Raw genomic sequence first — 14,780 nt, forward strand, 5'->3', positions numbered from 1 at the left:
CCCCGTCCTTGAGAAGCAAATGACGGGCGCTCCCCCAGAGCCGGTTCACTCACGAAACGGCGCGCTTTCCGATTGGTACGCCGATGTCGTGCGCCGCCAAATAAAAACGCCCCCCGGATTTTGGTCGCGAGGGGCGCTATCACGTCAGAACACTTTCGCTTACAGCGCGGCGTCCTTCAGCTTCTTCAGCGGGCGCACCTTAAGGCGCACCGAAGCGGGCTTCGCCGCGAACCATTTGTCTTCACCCGTGAACGGGTCCTTGCCGAAGCGCTTTTTCTTGGCAGGTACGTCTTGCGCGACAACTTTCAGCAGGCCGGGGAGCGTGAACTCTTTCGCGCCCTTCTTGTGAATCGATGCGAGCAACGTTTCTTCAAGCGCCGCCATCAACGCCTTGGCCGCCTTCGGTTCGACGCCTGAGCGCTCGGCCAGGTGAATGGTCAGCGATGCCTTCGTGAAAGAGTCCTTGATAGGTTTCAGGGGAGCAGCCGCAGCAGACTTCTTCGCAACTGGTGCAGCAGCTTTCTTGCTGGCCGGAGCTGCCGCTTTCTTCGTGGCCGGAGCCGCAGTTTTCTTCGTGGTGGTAGTTGCCATGAGTTCCTCGCTTCTAGTCAAAGGTTGCCCAAGACCTTTGCCTTTGCATCGTCACCGACTAACGCAAAGGTACAAAACCTCGGGTTGGGCGCCAGCGTAACAAGACAGGCATGAAGGCGCAACGTCTGAGGCCTTAAATCAAGGGATTTTTGGCGTAGAAGTTAATAAAGCGGTGACCTGTACTCTGCTTTAGGGACATTCGGCCAGTGAAATCCTACGGACCGTGGCTTCGAGTGGGACCTTAATGATGGCCGAACCATCGTACCGACCTGCTCTCTGGCAGTCGGACGTCACCTGCGACGCGCTTTAGCTTGACGTTTCGACACGGCTTTTTATCCTTGAAATAGCGTGGCTGCGTTTGCCCGCCCGCCAACGCGGCAGACACGATGGAGACGGAAATGACGCCGACGGACGAAATCACGGTATAAACGTTCGGGCTGTCCGGCTTCCCATGCCCGTCCTACACCGTACTGCCAGCGGCGCCTTCGATTGCTCCGGCCGCTTCGCCACCGCAATAGACGCTGGTGCGCCGGACAACCTGATGCACGACGGGATGAAGGTTGGTGGCGTAACCGGCTGGATGCGAGTCGCTGCGATGGAGCCGGCGAACGGGCTAACCGAACGCCGCTCGACCGTTACCGATGGACAGAGTCCTATCGAGGGAGGATGAGCATGTGGCACGGCGCTGGACGACGCAGTCGCCGAGCTGCGCGGACAGCAGCTCAGAGAGGAACTCAAGGTCTGTACGACGTACGACATTCAGACCGCCTGCAGCCGTCTGATAGGCGACGAAGTCGCAGCACTGAACTGAGCGCTGCGACTGTCGCAGACCAAGGCACTTCAGCACGCTGAAGACGGCTACCGCCAGCCCCGACATTTAAACCGCCCTACCTACAGCTTCCAAAAAAGAGTCTTCTAGTTATTAAAGGAGCCCCTTTTCCTATAAAGAATAAGGAAGCGAGCTCCTTGAGGAACAAGCGGAAGGCCTTCTCGTAAAAGGACGAAATCCGACTTCAAACCGGCCAGATGCGCTTCGTCGACTAAGGTTCCAGTGGTCTAAGGCAGGCATTGCCGCGTTCCCGCCACATTCGCTTCTCGTCTGATATGGGATACATGAACACACGCCGCAATCATGGTGCGTAACATTCCGTTCATCCGCTCCCGTTGGGTGCGTTCATCTTCGAGCGAATCAAGCACGGCGGCCGGTGCGTGCTGGCTCGTACCTGCCCATAGCTCATCCCTCGATTTTGAACGGTCACTGCGCTAAACTGTCCGAGCATCGCGTGCGCTTCAGGGATTGCATCGCTCACCTGACACTCCTTTACTGCCAACAGGATTTCCATGACACACGTTTTAAAGAAAGCTCTTGCTGTTCTCATCGTAACCACCTTCGCTGCCCCGGCAGTGTCGTTCGCTGACATGCACCGCGACGACCGGCATGCCCCTGTGCGGCACCATTATCAGCCTCACCATCACCAGGTTCACCATCAGGACCGGTCGCGCGGGTAAGCATCGACGGCCCGAAACCCAGGCTCCGGTAGAGAACGGTTTTGCCCTGCAAGGGTCAAACCGTTTGTCGGCTTTACGGTTTGTGCCTTGTACCTACTTCTTTCTTTCCGTAATCTCGCCACAATTGCAGTCGTGTAGAACATACGCCAAAGTCCCGCGCTGAGCCGCCATGTCGACATGACTGTTGTGGCGAAAGCGTAGTGTTAACCGGCTATGTGGCCGAGGCTTTTGCTGGAAAATGCCCCGAGCGCATAGAATCTAAGTCTCGCGCGACGAGGGAGACGTGCGACGGTGCAGCGACTTCCAGGACGAGTAAGCACCTTGCGCGGGGACGGTGCAATGGTACTCAGCGTGGGTGTTAATCGCGGCACAGAACTGTATGACATCGCAAGGTGGAGCGACGGATCTCGCGTGTTCTGCATGTTGGAGTACTTTCCGATGAAAGTTCTTCTGGTAGACGACTACAGCGCTACAACTGACCTGCTGGCCGACGTCGCATGCTCGATGGGGCATGCTGTGACGAAGGCGTATTCCGGTGCTGATGCATTGGTTGCGGCCGGCGGTGACGGCGCTTTCGATTTCATTCTTCTGGACATTGGACTGCCCGACATTAACGGCCACGAGTTGTGCCTGCGGCTCCGTGCATCCGAGAAATATGCGTCCCGGCGCATCTTTTCAATGACCGCGTATGACGACGTCCGCGAGCGCTTCGACATGTCGTGCTTTGATGGCCAACTTTCGAAGCCGCTATCGCTCAAGGAATTCGAGTCGTTGCTCTCAGGTTGAAGCGCGCCATAGCCGCGCTCTTGGTACCTTGAGAGACTCGGCAAAAAAAAGCGGTCGTGCAGCCATCTTGCTTTTCGTCCATCTAACTCAACATATTGGCCGTTTACCGCGCTACCAGACAACTGAACGTGAACCGCAAAATTCGCTCTCGAAAACACAGCCGCCCGGCAATGTCACCTTTACTGCGGACGCTGACTTACAGCCAGGCTTCGCTTGAGCCTGTGACGCAGGCGATGCTTTTGCGGTGCTACATTGCACTGGATGCTTTCCGACGGGGCCACGGCTCACGCGACCTGTTTTCAGCGCTTGGTCGAACCCTCCTGATTGCGGAAGAACTCGGACGGCTCGTTCATCGGGCAAGCGCGGCGGGCGACATTGAATCGGGACAAGCCGCGCTCATGCGTATCAACGCCGAAGAGCACGCAGGCGGCGGGTGGCGTGTCTGCGATGCAGATTACCTGGCTTTATCCACCGCTCTTGCTGTATTCAGTGAGCAACTCAACGCAGCCTCCCTCAGCGACATCGCGAAAGCTGAGGCCCGGATGCTCGAGGGTCTCCTTGCTTCGGAGCGGGCGACGCGACAGGTTAAAGAGCTGGCCTGAAGGCTCTTCATCGCCTGGCTTGCCGCCGTCGAATGCTGTCGCACGGCAGTGGGGCTTTCGGCCCGGGCAAGAAGTGTCGTGCGCCATACTCCGCGCTGTAGGCGAAAGCGTTTTACAGTCGTAACTCTCCGAACCGAGCCCCCGCGCCGACGACTACTGATGAATGGCCGACGTTTCGCGACCGCTCCCGGCGGCCGCAACCAGATGCGCATGAACCCCGCGACGCTAGGCATCCTGCTTGCTAAAGTAAGCTAACTGTATTAAAGGCGCGGCGAAAGTTACGTCGCATCAGACCCGGGAGCTGGTCATGAAAACGCTGGATGCAACGGCGCGCGCGGGCGGCGTCGTTGCGGCGGTGGTCCTGTCCGCAGTTTTGTCCGGTTGCTACTACTACGTGCCCTACGGCTACGTTCCGGACGGCGAAGTGCCGGCGGCAGCGCCGCAGCAGCAATATCCTTTCTCGATGACCGACGCAGCCGCGACCGGTGCGGCCGCGTCAGATGTAACTGCATCGACGAACACCTATATCGCACCAGCCGCGCCCCTCTTCGTCGTGCCTGCGTATTACCCCGTCGCGTATCCGTACTACGGCTGGCCCGCGTGGTGGGGACCATCGGTGTCACTGAGCTTCGGCTATTGGGGCGGCTGCTGTTACGGCGGGGGTCACCACGGCTACTGGGGCCACCACGGCTATTGGGGCCATGGATATCGGGGCGGTTGGGGCGGTCATGGCGGCTGGGGTGGGCACGGATACCCAGGCCGTGGTATGGGCGGCGGCCAATACTGGGGCGGTGGCGGCGGTCACGGGCGTTCGCATTGAACGCTATCAGAGATGCGCTCGTGTTCAACAGTTCCCCGACAGCTGAGGCCGTGGGTGAACTGGACGCAGCTCGCCAACGCTCGGCAGCGTCCGGACCGTGCGGTGACCAGTTTCAGCCTCCATTGCATGTCGACGAGTCTTTTCAACACCTCCACTATCAATTCAACTGACGTATGAAGTTAAGCGGAACTATCTGCCAGCGGAAGAGCGCGGACCTCGAAATTTGACTGCCTATTGCCCGCGCGATAGAAAGTGAGGCCAGGCGGCGGCAGCTCCGCTGCTTCCATTAGTCCACGGTCGCGATGGAGGCGACTGTTATTGCACGAAGAACGATGCACCCCCAGAAATCACCGTCGCATCAACAAGTTGGCGATTGCATACTCAGGATATCCACAGCCTTGCCGACAAAATCTGTGAACAACCAGGAAGATACAACGGTGCGACGGATATGCGGTGCGAGCTCATGAACTGGCGCCACGAACGATAGACGGAACTATCGTTTCGTTGGTGCCTTGACGTGCCGTTTCTTGGTAAGAGATGGCGTCTGCGCGAATGACACAGCCTCGTTAAACAGGTCCGCGAGGGCATCAAATGCAGGGCTGCCTGCGCCAAATGCCAGCCATTGCCTCATCGGTGCCCGGTCGTATGGCTCGAAGTACGAGCAACCAGGCGTTTGCAGTAGCGCAGTGACGCGGTCTGCAGGCAGCTTGAGTACTATCAGGTCGCCATATACACAGGCGGCCATCGCCGTACCTGCAAAAAACCCCCGGGCATCCGAACATCGCTCGTTCGTGGATGTCGCCATATTGGGCCGCCACTACTCGCAAGGAAGCGAGCAGGGTGTTGTGGTCTGCGTTCGGCTCTTGCACCGCCCACCCCCATCCAGTCCAAGTCGCGAGGAGCGTCGCCCGACGGATACTTGTTCTCACAAATCATAGGTCAAATCTTGCCCCCGTAAGCCCCGATAGTCACACCTGACTAACTATACCCCTCCACCCTATACGGAATTAACTTCCGAGATATACTCCCCCACGGTATATGGAGGCCAATCATGAGTCACACCGTTCGCGAAAAACAGAAACTTCTGAACCGAGTCCGTCGCATCAAGGGACAGGTTGAGGCCATCGAGCGTGCGCTTGAGAAAGAGCGCGGATGCAACGATATCCTTCAGCAAATCACGAGCTGCAGGGGCGCGATGAACGGTCTGCTGGCGGTAGTGCTCGAGGACCACATCCGCACCCATCTGGTCGACGCGGACGAAGCCGGCGATGGCCGCGACGGTAGTGCGACAGAGCAGTTAATCGAAGTGGTCCACAGCTACTTCAAGTAGAGACAGAGATGAGCGAATTTGAAAACACCGCTTTCGGGGCGGGCCACGACCACATCTTTCTGGGCGCAGGTCACGAGAGCAACGAGCACAAGACGTGGGCGGTGATTGCGCTGTGCAGCGCGATGATGCTTGTTGAAATCGTCGGCGGTAGCATGTTCGGGTCGTTGGCGCTTGTCGCCGACGGCCTGCATATGTCGACGCACGCGGGCGCGATGCTGATTGCGGCGCTGGCGTACACATACGCTCGCAAACACGCGACTGATTCGCGGTTTGTTTTCGGTACCGGCAAGCTCGGTGACCTGGCAGGGTTCACCAGCGCCATCGTGCTGGCGATGATTGCCCTGCTGATTGGCTACGAAGCCGTCTCGCGGTTCCTCTCGCCTGTGCCCATTCACTTCGGCGAAGCGATTCCAATCGCGGTGGTCGGGCTGCTCGTCAACATCGCCAGTGTCTGGTTGCTGAGCGGTGACCATCACGGACATAGCCATGGTCACAGTCACGGACATAGCGATGGTCATGGTCATGGCCACGATGAGCATGCGCACGAAGACGAGGTTCAACGCATATTCGCGCCGTCTGGTGTTTTCGCTGTGTCCATCTTTGAAGATGGTGTGCCTCCGGTATTCCGCATCTCGCCTGAGACTTCAAATTCGAAGCTCGATGCAGCCGCTATCTCTGTGACGACAATACGGCCCGATGGTACGCGGCAGCCTTTCGCATTTGCTGACCGGGGTGGCTACCTGGAATCGAAAGAGGACATCCCCGAACCGCACGCGTTCAAGGCCATCGTCCGGTTGCCGGATGGCGAGCATGAAGTCGAATTCGAAGAGCATGAGCACAGTCACGATGACGTCCATGAGGCCGCGACGCGGGACCACAACATCCGGTCCGCGTATATTCACGTGATGGCCGACGCGGCGGTATCGGTGCTAGCTATCATCGGCCTCGTGCTGGCACGCGCGTTCGGCTGGCTCTGGATGGACCCGCTCGCGGGTGTCACCGGCGCGTTGGTGATTGCAAACTGGTCCTACGGTCTGGTGCGCGACACGGGGGGAATTCTGCTCGACATGAACCCCGACCGGAAGATGGCTGACAACGTGCGTCACGTGATTGAGGACAACGGTGACAAGGTGCTCGACCTTCACGTATGGCGCGTGGGTCCTGGTCACATGAGTGCCGTGGTATCGGTTGCGACCAATGAATCGCAACGTAGCCCGAGCTTCTATCACTCGGCCCTCAAGCGCTTCAAGGACCTGTCGCATGTAACGGTCGAGGTGAATCCTACCCGGGCGACGGCTTGAGAAATGGCAGTCAACTCACCGTGTATCGACGTGTGTCGAATTGATGGCAAATCGGGTTTGTGCGTGGGATGCTTTCGTACTCGCGAGGAAATTCGCGGCTGGAAGACGATGACTGACCACCGGCGTCATCAGGTCATCAACGACAGGTCTCGCCGCGAGGCGAAGCTCCAGCGTGAATCACCGCGACCGTTGTCGGATAGCGAGTCCGTGAACGGGAATTCTGAGGACGCGAGTTAGAGGGCGCTTGTGCTTCGAGGGGGAGCGTTAGTTCGTGCGGCGACCGATGCAAATGGCGGCGCAGCCCCGGCTCGGAGAGCTACTCCATATCGCCCAGCCCGTTAACTAACTGGCCGGAAAGTATGTACTCGAGCTTGTCCAGCGAAAGTGGCTTGTCAGGTGGTAGTCGAAACCGGCGGCAAGCGCTCGCGACTTATCTGATTCGGCTGCGTAGCCGGTGAGTGCCACCAGCACGACGTCGTTAAAGTTGGGGTCCAGCCAGACTAGGTGTGCGACCTCGAATCCGTCCATCACTGGCATCCCGATATCAACCAGTGCGACGTCTGGGCGGCGTTCTGACATCAGCCTGATTGCGTCGGAGCCATTGTCCGACGTTGTAACTTCATGCCCTTCCACTTCCAGCAGGAGCCCGAGCGCCTCAAGGGCGTCCCGATTGTCGTCGACGACCATCATTGCGACTGACAGGTAGACCCCCACCGTCCTCTGCATAGGTTCGACCTGGTGCTGAGGGGTGAAGCGTGAGCAGCCAGGCGAACGCCGCGAGACTTAATGCGGCAGGAAAGAGGAACCATGCACTGGGACCTTCGCGAAGCCAGCGGTAAGCCAAGTAGCAGCCGAGAAGCTCGGCGACGGCTGTCAATGCGAAGAGGACGAACCTTTTCATGCTTAATGGCATTTCGTTGCGCCGCTTCTGTGTGGACCGTGCTGGTGCTCGTCGATACACGCCTCTTCTTCGACTTGAACAGTCACATGCTCAATGCTGTAACGCTCCGAGAGACGTCGCCGGACTGCTGCAACGACGTCCCGGTGGACTGCACCGTCCGTTGGGTGCACGTGCAGTGTTACAAGATGTTGTTCACCAGCGATGGACCAAGCATGGATGTGATGCGCGTCGCGCACTTCCGCTACGTTCCGTTCGAGGTCGGCTTTGATGTCCGCTACGTCAACACCAGCGGGAGTCCCTTCGAGAAGTATGTGCGCGGACGACTTTACGATACCCCAGGCGCTCTTGAGGATAATGACCGCGACGAATATCGACAGGATTGGGTCAATTGGCGTCCAGCCACTGAGCAGAATCACGCCTGCTGCAACGATGGCAGCCACCGAGCCGAGCATGTCGCCGAGAACGTGAAACCATGCGCTGCGCATGTTCAGATTTTCCCGGTTGCCACCGTTGAGAACATAGAACGCGGCGATGTTAGCAACCAGCCCAGCGACGGCAATGACCAGCATCGTTTGTCCGACCACGGGAACAGGGGATGCAAACCGGCGGATGGCTTCAACGCCAATCCACCCTGCTATAACGAATAGTGCACATCCATTGACGAAGGCTGCGAGGATTTCTAGTCGCTTGAATCCATAGGAAAGCTGCGCCGTTGCGGGCCGGCGGCCATAGTGGACTGCGGCCCAGCTGAACCCGAGCGCGGCAGCGTCACTGACCATGTGCCCCGCATCTGCCAGCAGCGCGAGCGAGCCCGACAGCAGGCCCCCCGCAGTCTCGACCATCATGAACACGGCAATAATGATGCAGGCCCATCCAATACGGCGTTGGTCGGTTACACCATGAAGATGGTTGTAGCCGGAGTGACTGTGGCCTGCATGGCTATGGCTACTGTGGTCATGGGCGCCATGTGACTGCCGTTTGCCGTGGTCGTGGCCGTGGGCATCGTTGTGGTCGCGCTCACGGCCATGAAGGTGCGAATTGTGCTGGTGGTCGTGAGCCATTGGCTGGGCCTCGGATAAACTGCAAATGCGATATTATATACACATATAAACATACGTTGATTTAATGTCTTGGAGCCACGATGCGAGAAACAGAGTTGACCGAGGACCAGGTCGTGGAGCTGGCCGAGATGTTCCGGCTCATGGGTGACCCGAGCCGCCTGAAAATAATCGCGGCCTGTCTTCACGCGCCGATAAGCGTATCCGACATCGCCACGAAGCTCGGTCTGTCACAGCCGCTGGTCAGTCATCACCTGCGCCTTCTGCGAGCTGCTCGGGTACTGCGAGCCGAGCGGCGGGGAAAGCAGATTTTCTACGAGGCGGCGGACGAGCACGTGAAGCACGTCATCAGCGACATGGCCGACCATGTCTGCGAGCGTTTGCCCTCTGACCTTGACGACACGCACGGGGAAACTTGAGGCTCAGGCGTAGGCGGCGCAGTCGCTGGCGGGCTGTTGGGAAATCAGGTCGGCGGAGGACGCGGTCGCGTTCTGGCAACGATTGCCGGCGCCGTGGGCGGTGGCTTTGCGGGCAATGGCATTGAGCATGCTGTGCGCAAGGAGACGAGCTACCAGGTGCAGGTCAAGGATGGCAGCTACCGGAACTTCAACTACACAACGCAGCCGCCGGTCCAGGTCGGTGAGCGCGTTCATGTCTCGGGCGACTCCCTGAGCGCGTCGTAATCAGCCTCCAAAACCGGCGGAACCTTGACGGTTACTGCCGGTTACAGAATTGACAATCCGGCCGTACCTGCTGCGGCTTGGCCCTCCTACAATCTGCGTCGTTCGTCGTTGTCTGGCATCCGCCAGAACCGGGCAGGACTGGAGAACTCCATGAAGCGCGCTACCCTTTTTCTCGCGGTGGGAATTTCCGCTGCCTGTGCGTCCAGCGCGGCTTTCGCTCACGCGGACATCGGCGTTTATCTGGGGGTTCCTGGTCCCGTGTATGTCGCGCCACCCCCGGTCGTGTACGAGGCGCCGCCGCCAGTGGTCTACGCGCCGGCCCCGGTCTATGGCTACGGATACCGCTATGAAGGCGACTACGGCGACGAGCGCCGATGGCATGACCACGGTCGGCACCGTGGATGGGAACATCACCATCATGAGGACCACGACTGATTCTTTGCCGACGGTCTTCGACAGCGTCTGTGGGAGTCGCGGACAGGTGACAACGCGACCCTTCTTCGGCGAACGTTACTTCTGACACCCTTTAGATGTCACAGGCGGCGCTGGATTCGCCGCGCGCCTGCGCGAGGGCGCTCATCCGGGGAGCCGTGATATCGCGCTGCATACAAATCCCGCGCCCTCTAAAGTACGCTCGCCAGCATTGTCCCCCTGTCAATTGCCGCCGTGCTTTGCCTGCCACTTTTTCATGTAGGCAATTTCCTCGTCTTGCGCCTTAACGATGTTTGCTGCAAGCCGCTTCATCTCGGGGTCCTTCCCTTGCTTCAACTCGACTTCTGCCATGGCGACCGCACCCTGGTGGTGGGGAATCATGTGCGACACAAAGTCTTTATCCGTATCGCCCGTGTACGGGCCGCTCATGTCCGTCATCATTTTTTCGCCGGCTGCCTTGAAGGTTTGCGTTGACCGACTCGCGCTGTCGCCGCTCGAGCTACTCATGTTCATTTGGAGAAGTCAGGAAGGTCGATGCTGCGGCAGGAAAACTGACCATCAAAGCCGGTCCGATAGAGAATCTGGGCATGGACACCATGACGATGGTGTTCAACGTCAAGGACCCAGCGATGCTCTCGCAGGTCAAGGTTGGCGACCAGATTGATTTCGTTGCCGAAGAGGTGAACGACATCGTGACGGTTACCAAGCTGCAAAACCAATAACGCCCGGGCAACGCACGCTGTGGCCTCCGTGCCGCAGCGGTCCAATCGACTATCTGGATTCTTGAGAACCTGAAAGCAAACACTCTCAACAAATTGATGGGCATGGCGATGGCGGTGACGTTGGGCATCGTGCCGGCGCTAGCGCTCGCCCAGGGCAGGCTCGAATAGCCGTCCTTTTCAGGGGCTGCACATGTCGACGCACGCCGGCGCGATGCCGATTGCTGCGCCGGCATACACCTACGCACTGCCGAAGCCATTGCCACGCCATCAAATCCCGGTCAAACACTGCTTGACCTTCCCATTGTGGGAAGGTCAAGAATACGCTTGGATGGCCAATGGGCCGTTGCTTAGAGGGAGCTCGAGATGAACATTGGTGAAACAGCGAAGGCGTCCGGCGTTTCAGCCAAGATGATTCGCCACTACGAGGGCGCCGGCCTGATTCAGCCTGCCACGCGGACGGAATCGAACTATCGGGTGTACACGCACAAGGACGTGGAGGTGCTGCGCTTCGTCAGGCAAGCCCGTCACCTCGGCTTCCCGATGAAGCAGATTTCGGTATTGCTGGGCCTGTGGGAAGACCGGAGCCGGCCCAGTAGCGAGGTCAAACGGCTTGCGAAAGAGCATATCGTCGAACTGGACCTGCGTATCCGGGAACTGACCGAGATGAGAGACACGCTGGGGCATCTGGCGGAGCACTGCAGAGGCGACTCACGTCCGGAATGCCCGATTCTGGAAGCACTGGCCGGTCAAAAACATTAGTCGCAACGCTTGACCTTCCAACAGTTGGAATGTCGATACTGATTTTGCTCACAATAAAACGGAGTTTTCAAAATGGAACTGGAAGTCAAAGACATGACCTGCGGGCATTGCGCGGGCGTTATCACGAAAGCGGTCAAGGATGTCGACGCACAGGCGAAGGTGGACATCGACGTTGCAACCAGGACGGTGCGCATCGAATCCGCGCACGGTGCCGACGACTTTTTGTTGGTCATCCAGGAAGCGGGCTACAGCCCGGCTGTTCGCGCCTGACCCTCTCGCTGGCATAGTGCCGGTCCCGCAGTCCTCGACGGCCGCACCCACCGGTGCGGCCCTCCAAACAAGACCATGGCTACCGAACTTCTGAATGCCACCCGCGCGGCGGCTGGTACTACCACCACCTTCGAACTGCCCATTGAGGGCATGACGTGCGCGTCGTGCGTCGCGCGCGTGGAAAAAGCGATTGCGCGCGTGCCGGGTGTGACGCGCAGCTCCGTCAATCTTGCGACCGAGAAAGCGTCCATTGAAGCTGAATCTGTGCAGGCGCACTCCGCTGTCGCGGACGCAGTTCGAGCGGCCGGCTATGAGGTACCGGAACAGGAGGTCATGCTGAGCATCAACGGCATGACCTGTGCATCGTGCGTCGCGCGGGTCGAGAAGTCACTGAGCAAGGTCGTCGGCGTGTCATCGGCCAGCGTGAACCTGGCCACCGAGCAGGCCACGATAAAAGCCCTTGCAAGTGTGTCTCGGGACGTCCTCGTGAGCGCCGTACAGAAGGCAGGGTACGACGCGACCATTCCGGCAACTGATGTTGAGCAGCCGCCGAAGCGAGACTTTGCGTCGCTCAGGGTCGCCGGTGCAGCCATTTTTAGCGCACCGCTTGTGGTCCCGATGGTAGCCCAGTGGTTGGGCGGGCACGTCATGCTCCCCATCTGGCTTTCGTTTGCGCTGGCGACTGTCGTGCAATTTGGGTTCGGCCTGCGTTTCTACAAATCAGCCTACAAAGCGGTGCTCGCGAAGGCGGGCAACATGGATTTGCTCGTTGCCCTCGGTACGTCGGCCGCGTACGGTCTGAGCGTCTATGAGGTCGTCGCTCATCCGGGCGACATGGGCCATCTGTATTTCGAAGCGTCGGCTGTTGTCATCACGCTGGTGCTGTTCGGGAAATGGCTCGAGGCCAAGGCAAAGCGCCAGACTACGAAGGCTATCCGGGCCTTGAACGCGCTGCGGCCTGACAAAGCGCGTGTGCGCATCGACGGCACTGAGCAGGAGGTGCCTCTTGCGGCCGTGCGTGTCGGCGCGCAAGTGGTCGTCTGCCCGGGTGAGCGCGTGCCGGTGGACGGGACGATAGTAGAAGGCGCAAGTTCCGTGGACGAGTCACTCATCACGGGTGAGAGCTTGCCGGTGGCAATGCAACCGGGCGATAAAGTGACTGGCGGGTCCATCAACGTCGACGGACTGCTTGTCGTCGAGACGTCAGCCGTCGGGTCCGAGACGACCCTCTCCCGAATCATCCGGCTGGTCGAGTCCGCCCAGGCCGAGAAAGCACCTATTCAGCGACTGGTCGACAAGGTCAGCGCTGTATTTGTGCCAACGATTTTTGGGAATTGCATTCCTGACGCTCGTTGGCTGGATGCTCTACTCAGGTAACGTGGAAACCGCCATTCTCAATGCGGTGGCCGTACTTGTCATCGCCTGTCCGTGCGCATTGGGGTTGGCAACACCGACCGCCATCATGGCCGGCACAGGGGTCGCGGCGCGGCATGGGATTCTCATCAAGGATGCCGAAGCCCTGGAGGTCGCGCATCGAATCAATACCGTCGCGTTCGACAAGACCGGAACGCTGACCGTCGGCAAGCCGACGCTCGTCGAATTTCGTACCTTTGACGTGGCACGCAACGAAGCGCTCGCTGTCGCGGCGGCCATCCAGCAGGGCAGCGAGCATCCGTTGGCACACGCGGTGACGCAAGCGGCACAGGCGGACGGCATAGTCGCTCCGAACGCGAGTGATGTGCGAGCCATAGCCGGTCGCGGAGTTCAGGGTAACGTTGGTGGCCGCCTCTACGCGATTGCGAATGCCCGCTTCCTGCAGGAGACGCAAATCGATGTGTCCGAGGAAGTTCTCGCTCAGGGCCACTCCGCACAAGCGGAAGGTCGGACCGTTTCGTGGCTTGTCGAGTTGGGCAATGCCCGCAAAGTGGTGGCGCTGCTCGCATTTGGCGACACCGTCAAGGACACTGCGGCGACCGCCATCGACCACATGCGTGCCATGAAAATACGCACGGTTCTGCTCACCGGCGACAACCAGGGTGCGGCACGTGCTGTAGCCGACAAGCTTGGAATTGAGGACGTGCGCGCCGAGGTGCTGCCTGAGGACAAAGCTCGCGTCATATCTGACCTGCGCGCGTCCGGTGGAACGGTCGGCATGGTTGGCGACGGCATCAACGATGCGCCCGCGCTTGCAGCGGCCGACGTTGGCATCGCCATGGCGACAGGGACCGACGTCGCGATGCACGCGGCCGGCATTACGTTGATGCGGGGTGACCCGGCACTCATCGCGGACGCCATCGACATCTCACGTCGCACCTACCGGAAGATTCAGCAGAACCTGTTCTGGGCGTTCATCTATAACGTGGTTGGCGTACCGCTGGCGGCGCTGGGCCTGCTCAATCCAGTAGTGGCTGGCGCGGCGATGGCATTCAGTAGTGTCAGCGTTGTGAGTAACGCGCTGACGTTGCGGTTGTGGTCGCCGGATAAGAAGCGTCGGTAACAGCCGCCGCCAAACCGGGGATGCTTACGACGGTACAACACTATTGGCGAGCTCGGCAATTCGTCGCGCTCCGGTCGAGCAGCAGGAAAGCCGATTCGTTGCTCGCAGTCCTCGAATGCGTCTGAATACTCTTGGACGGAACTCAACGCGACTCTTCTTCGACAATCGTTATTTCTAGCAACCGGTACATACCGCAGCCGACGCGGGGTTCGCCGCGCGTCCACACGGCGCTCATCCGGTCAGCCGCGTCATCACGCGCGTTCCAAGGCTCGTGTGAAGGCGGCATCGACATCGTTTGTGTCGCTTCGAAATTCATATCCCAGATTTGCGAAGTGATGAATGTGCGCGTCAGCACTTCGCCCTGCCGTTCGGTGAGTAACGGCAGTAAGGAAAACTCCTGTGCCGTCAGGTCGATGCGTACGTCTGTTCGCTTCACCCGCCGCATAGACCATTGTTCCCGTTGTCGGCCGTATCAACCGTGAAGCTCGCCTCAGCCAATCCCTTCCTGAGGTATGCGGC

At 59.3% G+C, this 14,780-nt stretch carries 12 protein-coding genes and 6 pseudogenes; 13 read left to right on the top strand and 5 right to left on the bottom strand.

Annotated elements, in window-relative coordinates:
- Positions 1–159: 159 nt before the first annotated feature.
- Positions 160–591, bottom strand: a complete 432-nt coding sequence (locus OKW41_RS44955; protein ID WP_429576394.1) for an HU family DNA-binding protein — start codon at positions 589–591, stop codon at positions 160–162.
- A gap of 1,947 nt (positions 592–2,538) precedes the next feature.
- On the opposite strand from OKW41_RS44955, the gene OKW41_RS44960 reads away from it, so the two are divergent.
- From OKW41_RS44960 to OKW41_RS44985, 6 genes are all read left to right on the top strand, one after another.
- The gene (locus tag OKW41_RS44960; RefSeq protein WP_429452570.1) at positions 2,539–2,886 is read left to right on the top strand and encodes a response regulator; all 348 of its coding nucleotides are present in this window, start codon (positions 2,539–2,541) and stop codon (positions 2,884–2,886) included.
- 128 nt (positions 2,887–3,014) lie between these two features.
- Positions 3,015–3,488 carry a hypothetical protein gene (locus OKW41_RS44965; protein WP_429452568.1) on the top strand — a complete coding sequence of 158 codons (474 nt, stop codon included), beginning with the start codon at positions 3,015–3,017 and terminating at the stop codon, positions 3,486–3,488.
- Positions 3,489–3,795: 307 nt separating this feature from the next.
- The gene (locus OKW41_RS44970) at positions 3,796–4,308 is read left to right on the top strand and encodes a hypothetical protein (protein ID WP_429452566.1); all 513 of its coding nucleotides are present in this window, start codon (positions 3,796–3,798) and stop codon (positions 4,306–4,308) included.
- Between the two features lie 1,051 nt (positions 4,309–5,359).
- Positions 5,360–5,638: a metal/formaldehyde-sensitive transcriptional repressor gene (locus OKW41_RS44975; protein ID WP_429452564.1), complete on the top strand. Its 279-nt coding sequence runs from the start codon at positions 5,360–5,362 to the stop codon at positions 5,636–5,638.
- Positions 5,639–5,646: 8 nt separating this feature from the next.
- A complete protein-coding gene (gene dmeF / locus OKW41_RS44980; RefSeq protein WP_429576395.1) occupies positions 5,647–6,939 on the top strand; it encodes a CDF family Co(II)/Ni(II) efflux transporter DmeF in 1,293 nt (430 codons plus the stop codon).
- Positions 6,940–6,942: 3 nt separating this feature from the next.
- Entirely contained in the window at positions 6,943–7,176 is a 234-nt protein-coding gene (locus tag OKW41_RS44985; protein ID WP_429452560.1) for a DUF1289 domain-containing protein, read from the top strand.
- Between the two features lie 105 nt (positions 7,177–7,281).
- Here the strand turns inward: OKW41_RS44985 and OKW41_RS44990 are convergent.
- Positions 7,282–7,840: pseudogene (locus tag OKW41_RS44990) on the bottom strand (response regulator).
- 2 nt (positions 7,841–7,842) lie between these two features.
- The gene (locus OKW41_RS44995; protein ID WP_429576396.1) at positions 7,843–8,901 is read right to left on the bottom strand and encodes a cation diffusion facilitator family transporter; all 1,059 of its coding nucleotides are present in this window, start codon (positions 8,899–8,901) and stop codon (positions 7,843–7,845) included.
- Between the two features lie 80 nt (positions 8,902–8,981).
- Between OKW41_RS44995 and OKW41_RS45000 the strand changes: the two genes are divergently transcribed.
- From OKW41_RS45000 to OKW41_RS45010, 3 genes and pseudogenes are all read left to right on the top strand, one after another.
- On the top strand, positions 8,982–9,317 hold the full coding sequence (locus tag OKW41_RS45000; protein WP_429452554.1) for an ArsR/SmtB family transcription factor: 336 nt from the start codon (positions 8,982–8,984) through the stop codon (positions 9,315–9,317).
- Positions 9,318–9,326: 9 nt separating this feature from the next.
- Positions 9,327–9,581: pseudogene (locus OKW41_RS45005) on the top strand (glycine zipper 2TM domain-containing protein); the annotation flags it as partial.
- 150 nt (positions 9,582–9,731) lie between these two features.
- Positions 9,732–10,016, top strand: a complete 285-nt coding sequence (locus OKW41_RS45010) for a hypothetical protein (protein WP_429452552.1) — start codon at positions 9,732–9,734, stop codon at positions 10,014–10,016.
- A gap of 219 nt (positions 10,017–10,235) precedes the next feature.
- Here OKW41_RS45010 and copM read toward each other — a convergent pair.
- Positions 10,236–10,526 (bottom strand): annotated as a pseudogene (gene copM / locus OKW41_RS45015) (CopM family metallochaperone); the annotation flags it as partial.
- Here copM and OKW41_RS45020 point away from each other — a divergent pair.
- The 4 genes and pseudogenes from OKW41_RS45020 to OKW41_RS45035 form a co-directional block, all read left to right on the top strand.
- A pseudogene (locus tag OKW41_RS45020) lies at positions 10,523–10,735 on the top strand (copper-binding protein); the annotation flags it as partial. The pseudogenes copM and OKW41_RS45020 overlap by 4 nt on opposite strands.
- Positions 10,736–11,098: 363 nt before the next feature.
- The gene (gene cueR / locus OKW41_RS45025; RefSeq protein ID WP_429452550.1) at positions 11,099–11,494 is read left to right on the top strand and encodes a Cu(I)-responsive transcriptional regulator; all 396 of its coding nucleotides are present in this window, start codon (positions 11,099–11,101) and stop codon (positions 11,492–11,494) included.
- 72 nt (positions 11,495–11,566) lie between these two features.
- Positions 11,567–11,764: a heavy-metal-associated domain-containing protein gene (locus OKW41_RS45030; protein WP_429452548.1), complete on the top strand. Its 198-nt coding sequence runs from the start codon at positions 11,567–11,569 to the stop codon at positions 11,762–11,764.
- Positions 11,765–11,839: 75 nt separating this feature from the next.
- Positions 11,840–14,261 (top strand): annotated as a pseudogene (locus tag OKW41_RS45035) (heavy metal translocating P-type ATPase).
- Positions 14,262–14,530: 269 nt separating this feature from the next.
- Here the strand turns inward: OKW41_RS45035 and OKW41_RS45040 are convergent.
- Positions 14,531–14,703, bottom strand: a pseudogene (locus tag OKW41_RS45040) (winged helix-turn-helix domain-containing protein); the annotation flags it as partial.
- Positions 14,704–14,780 lie beyond the last annotated feature (77 nt).

It is taken from the genome of Paraburkholderia sp. UCT70, from assembly GCF_050434085.1.
Taxonomy (GTDB): Bacteria; Pseudomonadota; Gammaproteobacteria; order Burkholderiales; family Burkholderiaceae; genus Paraburkholderia; species Paraburkholderia tuberum.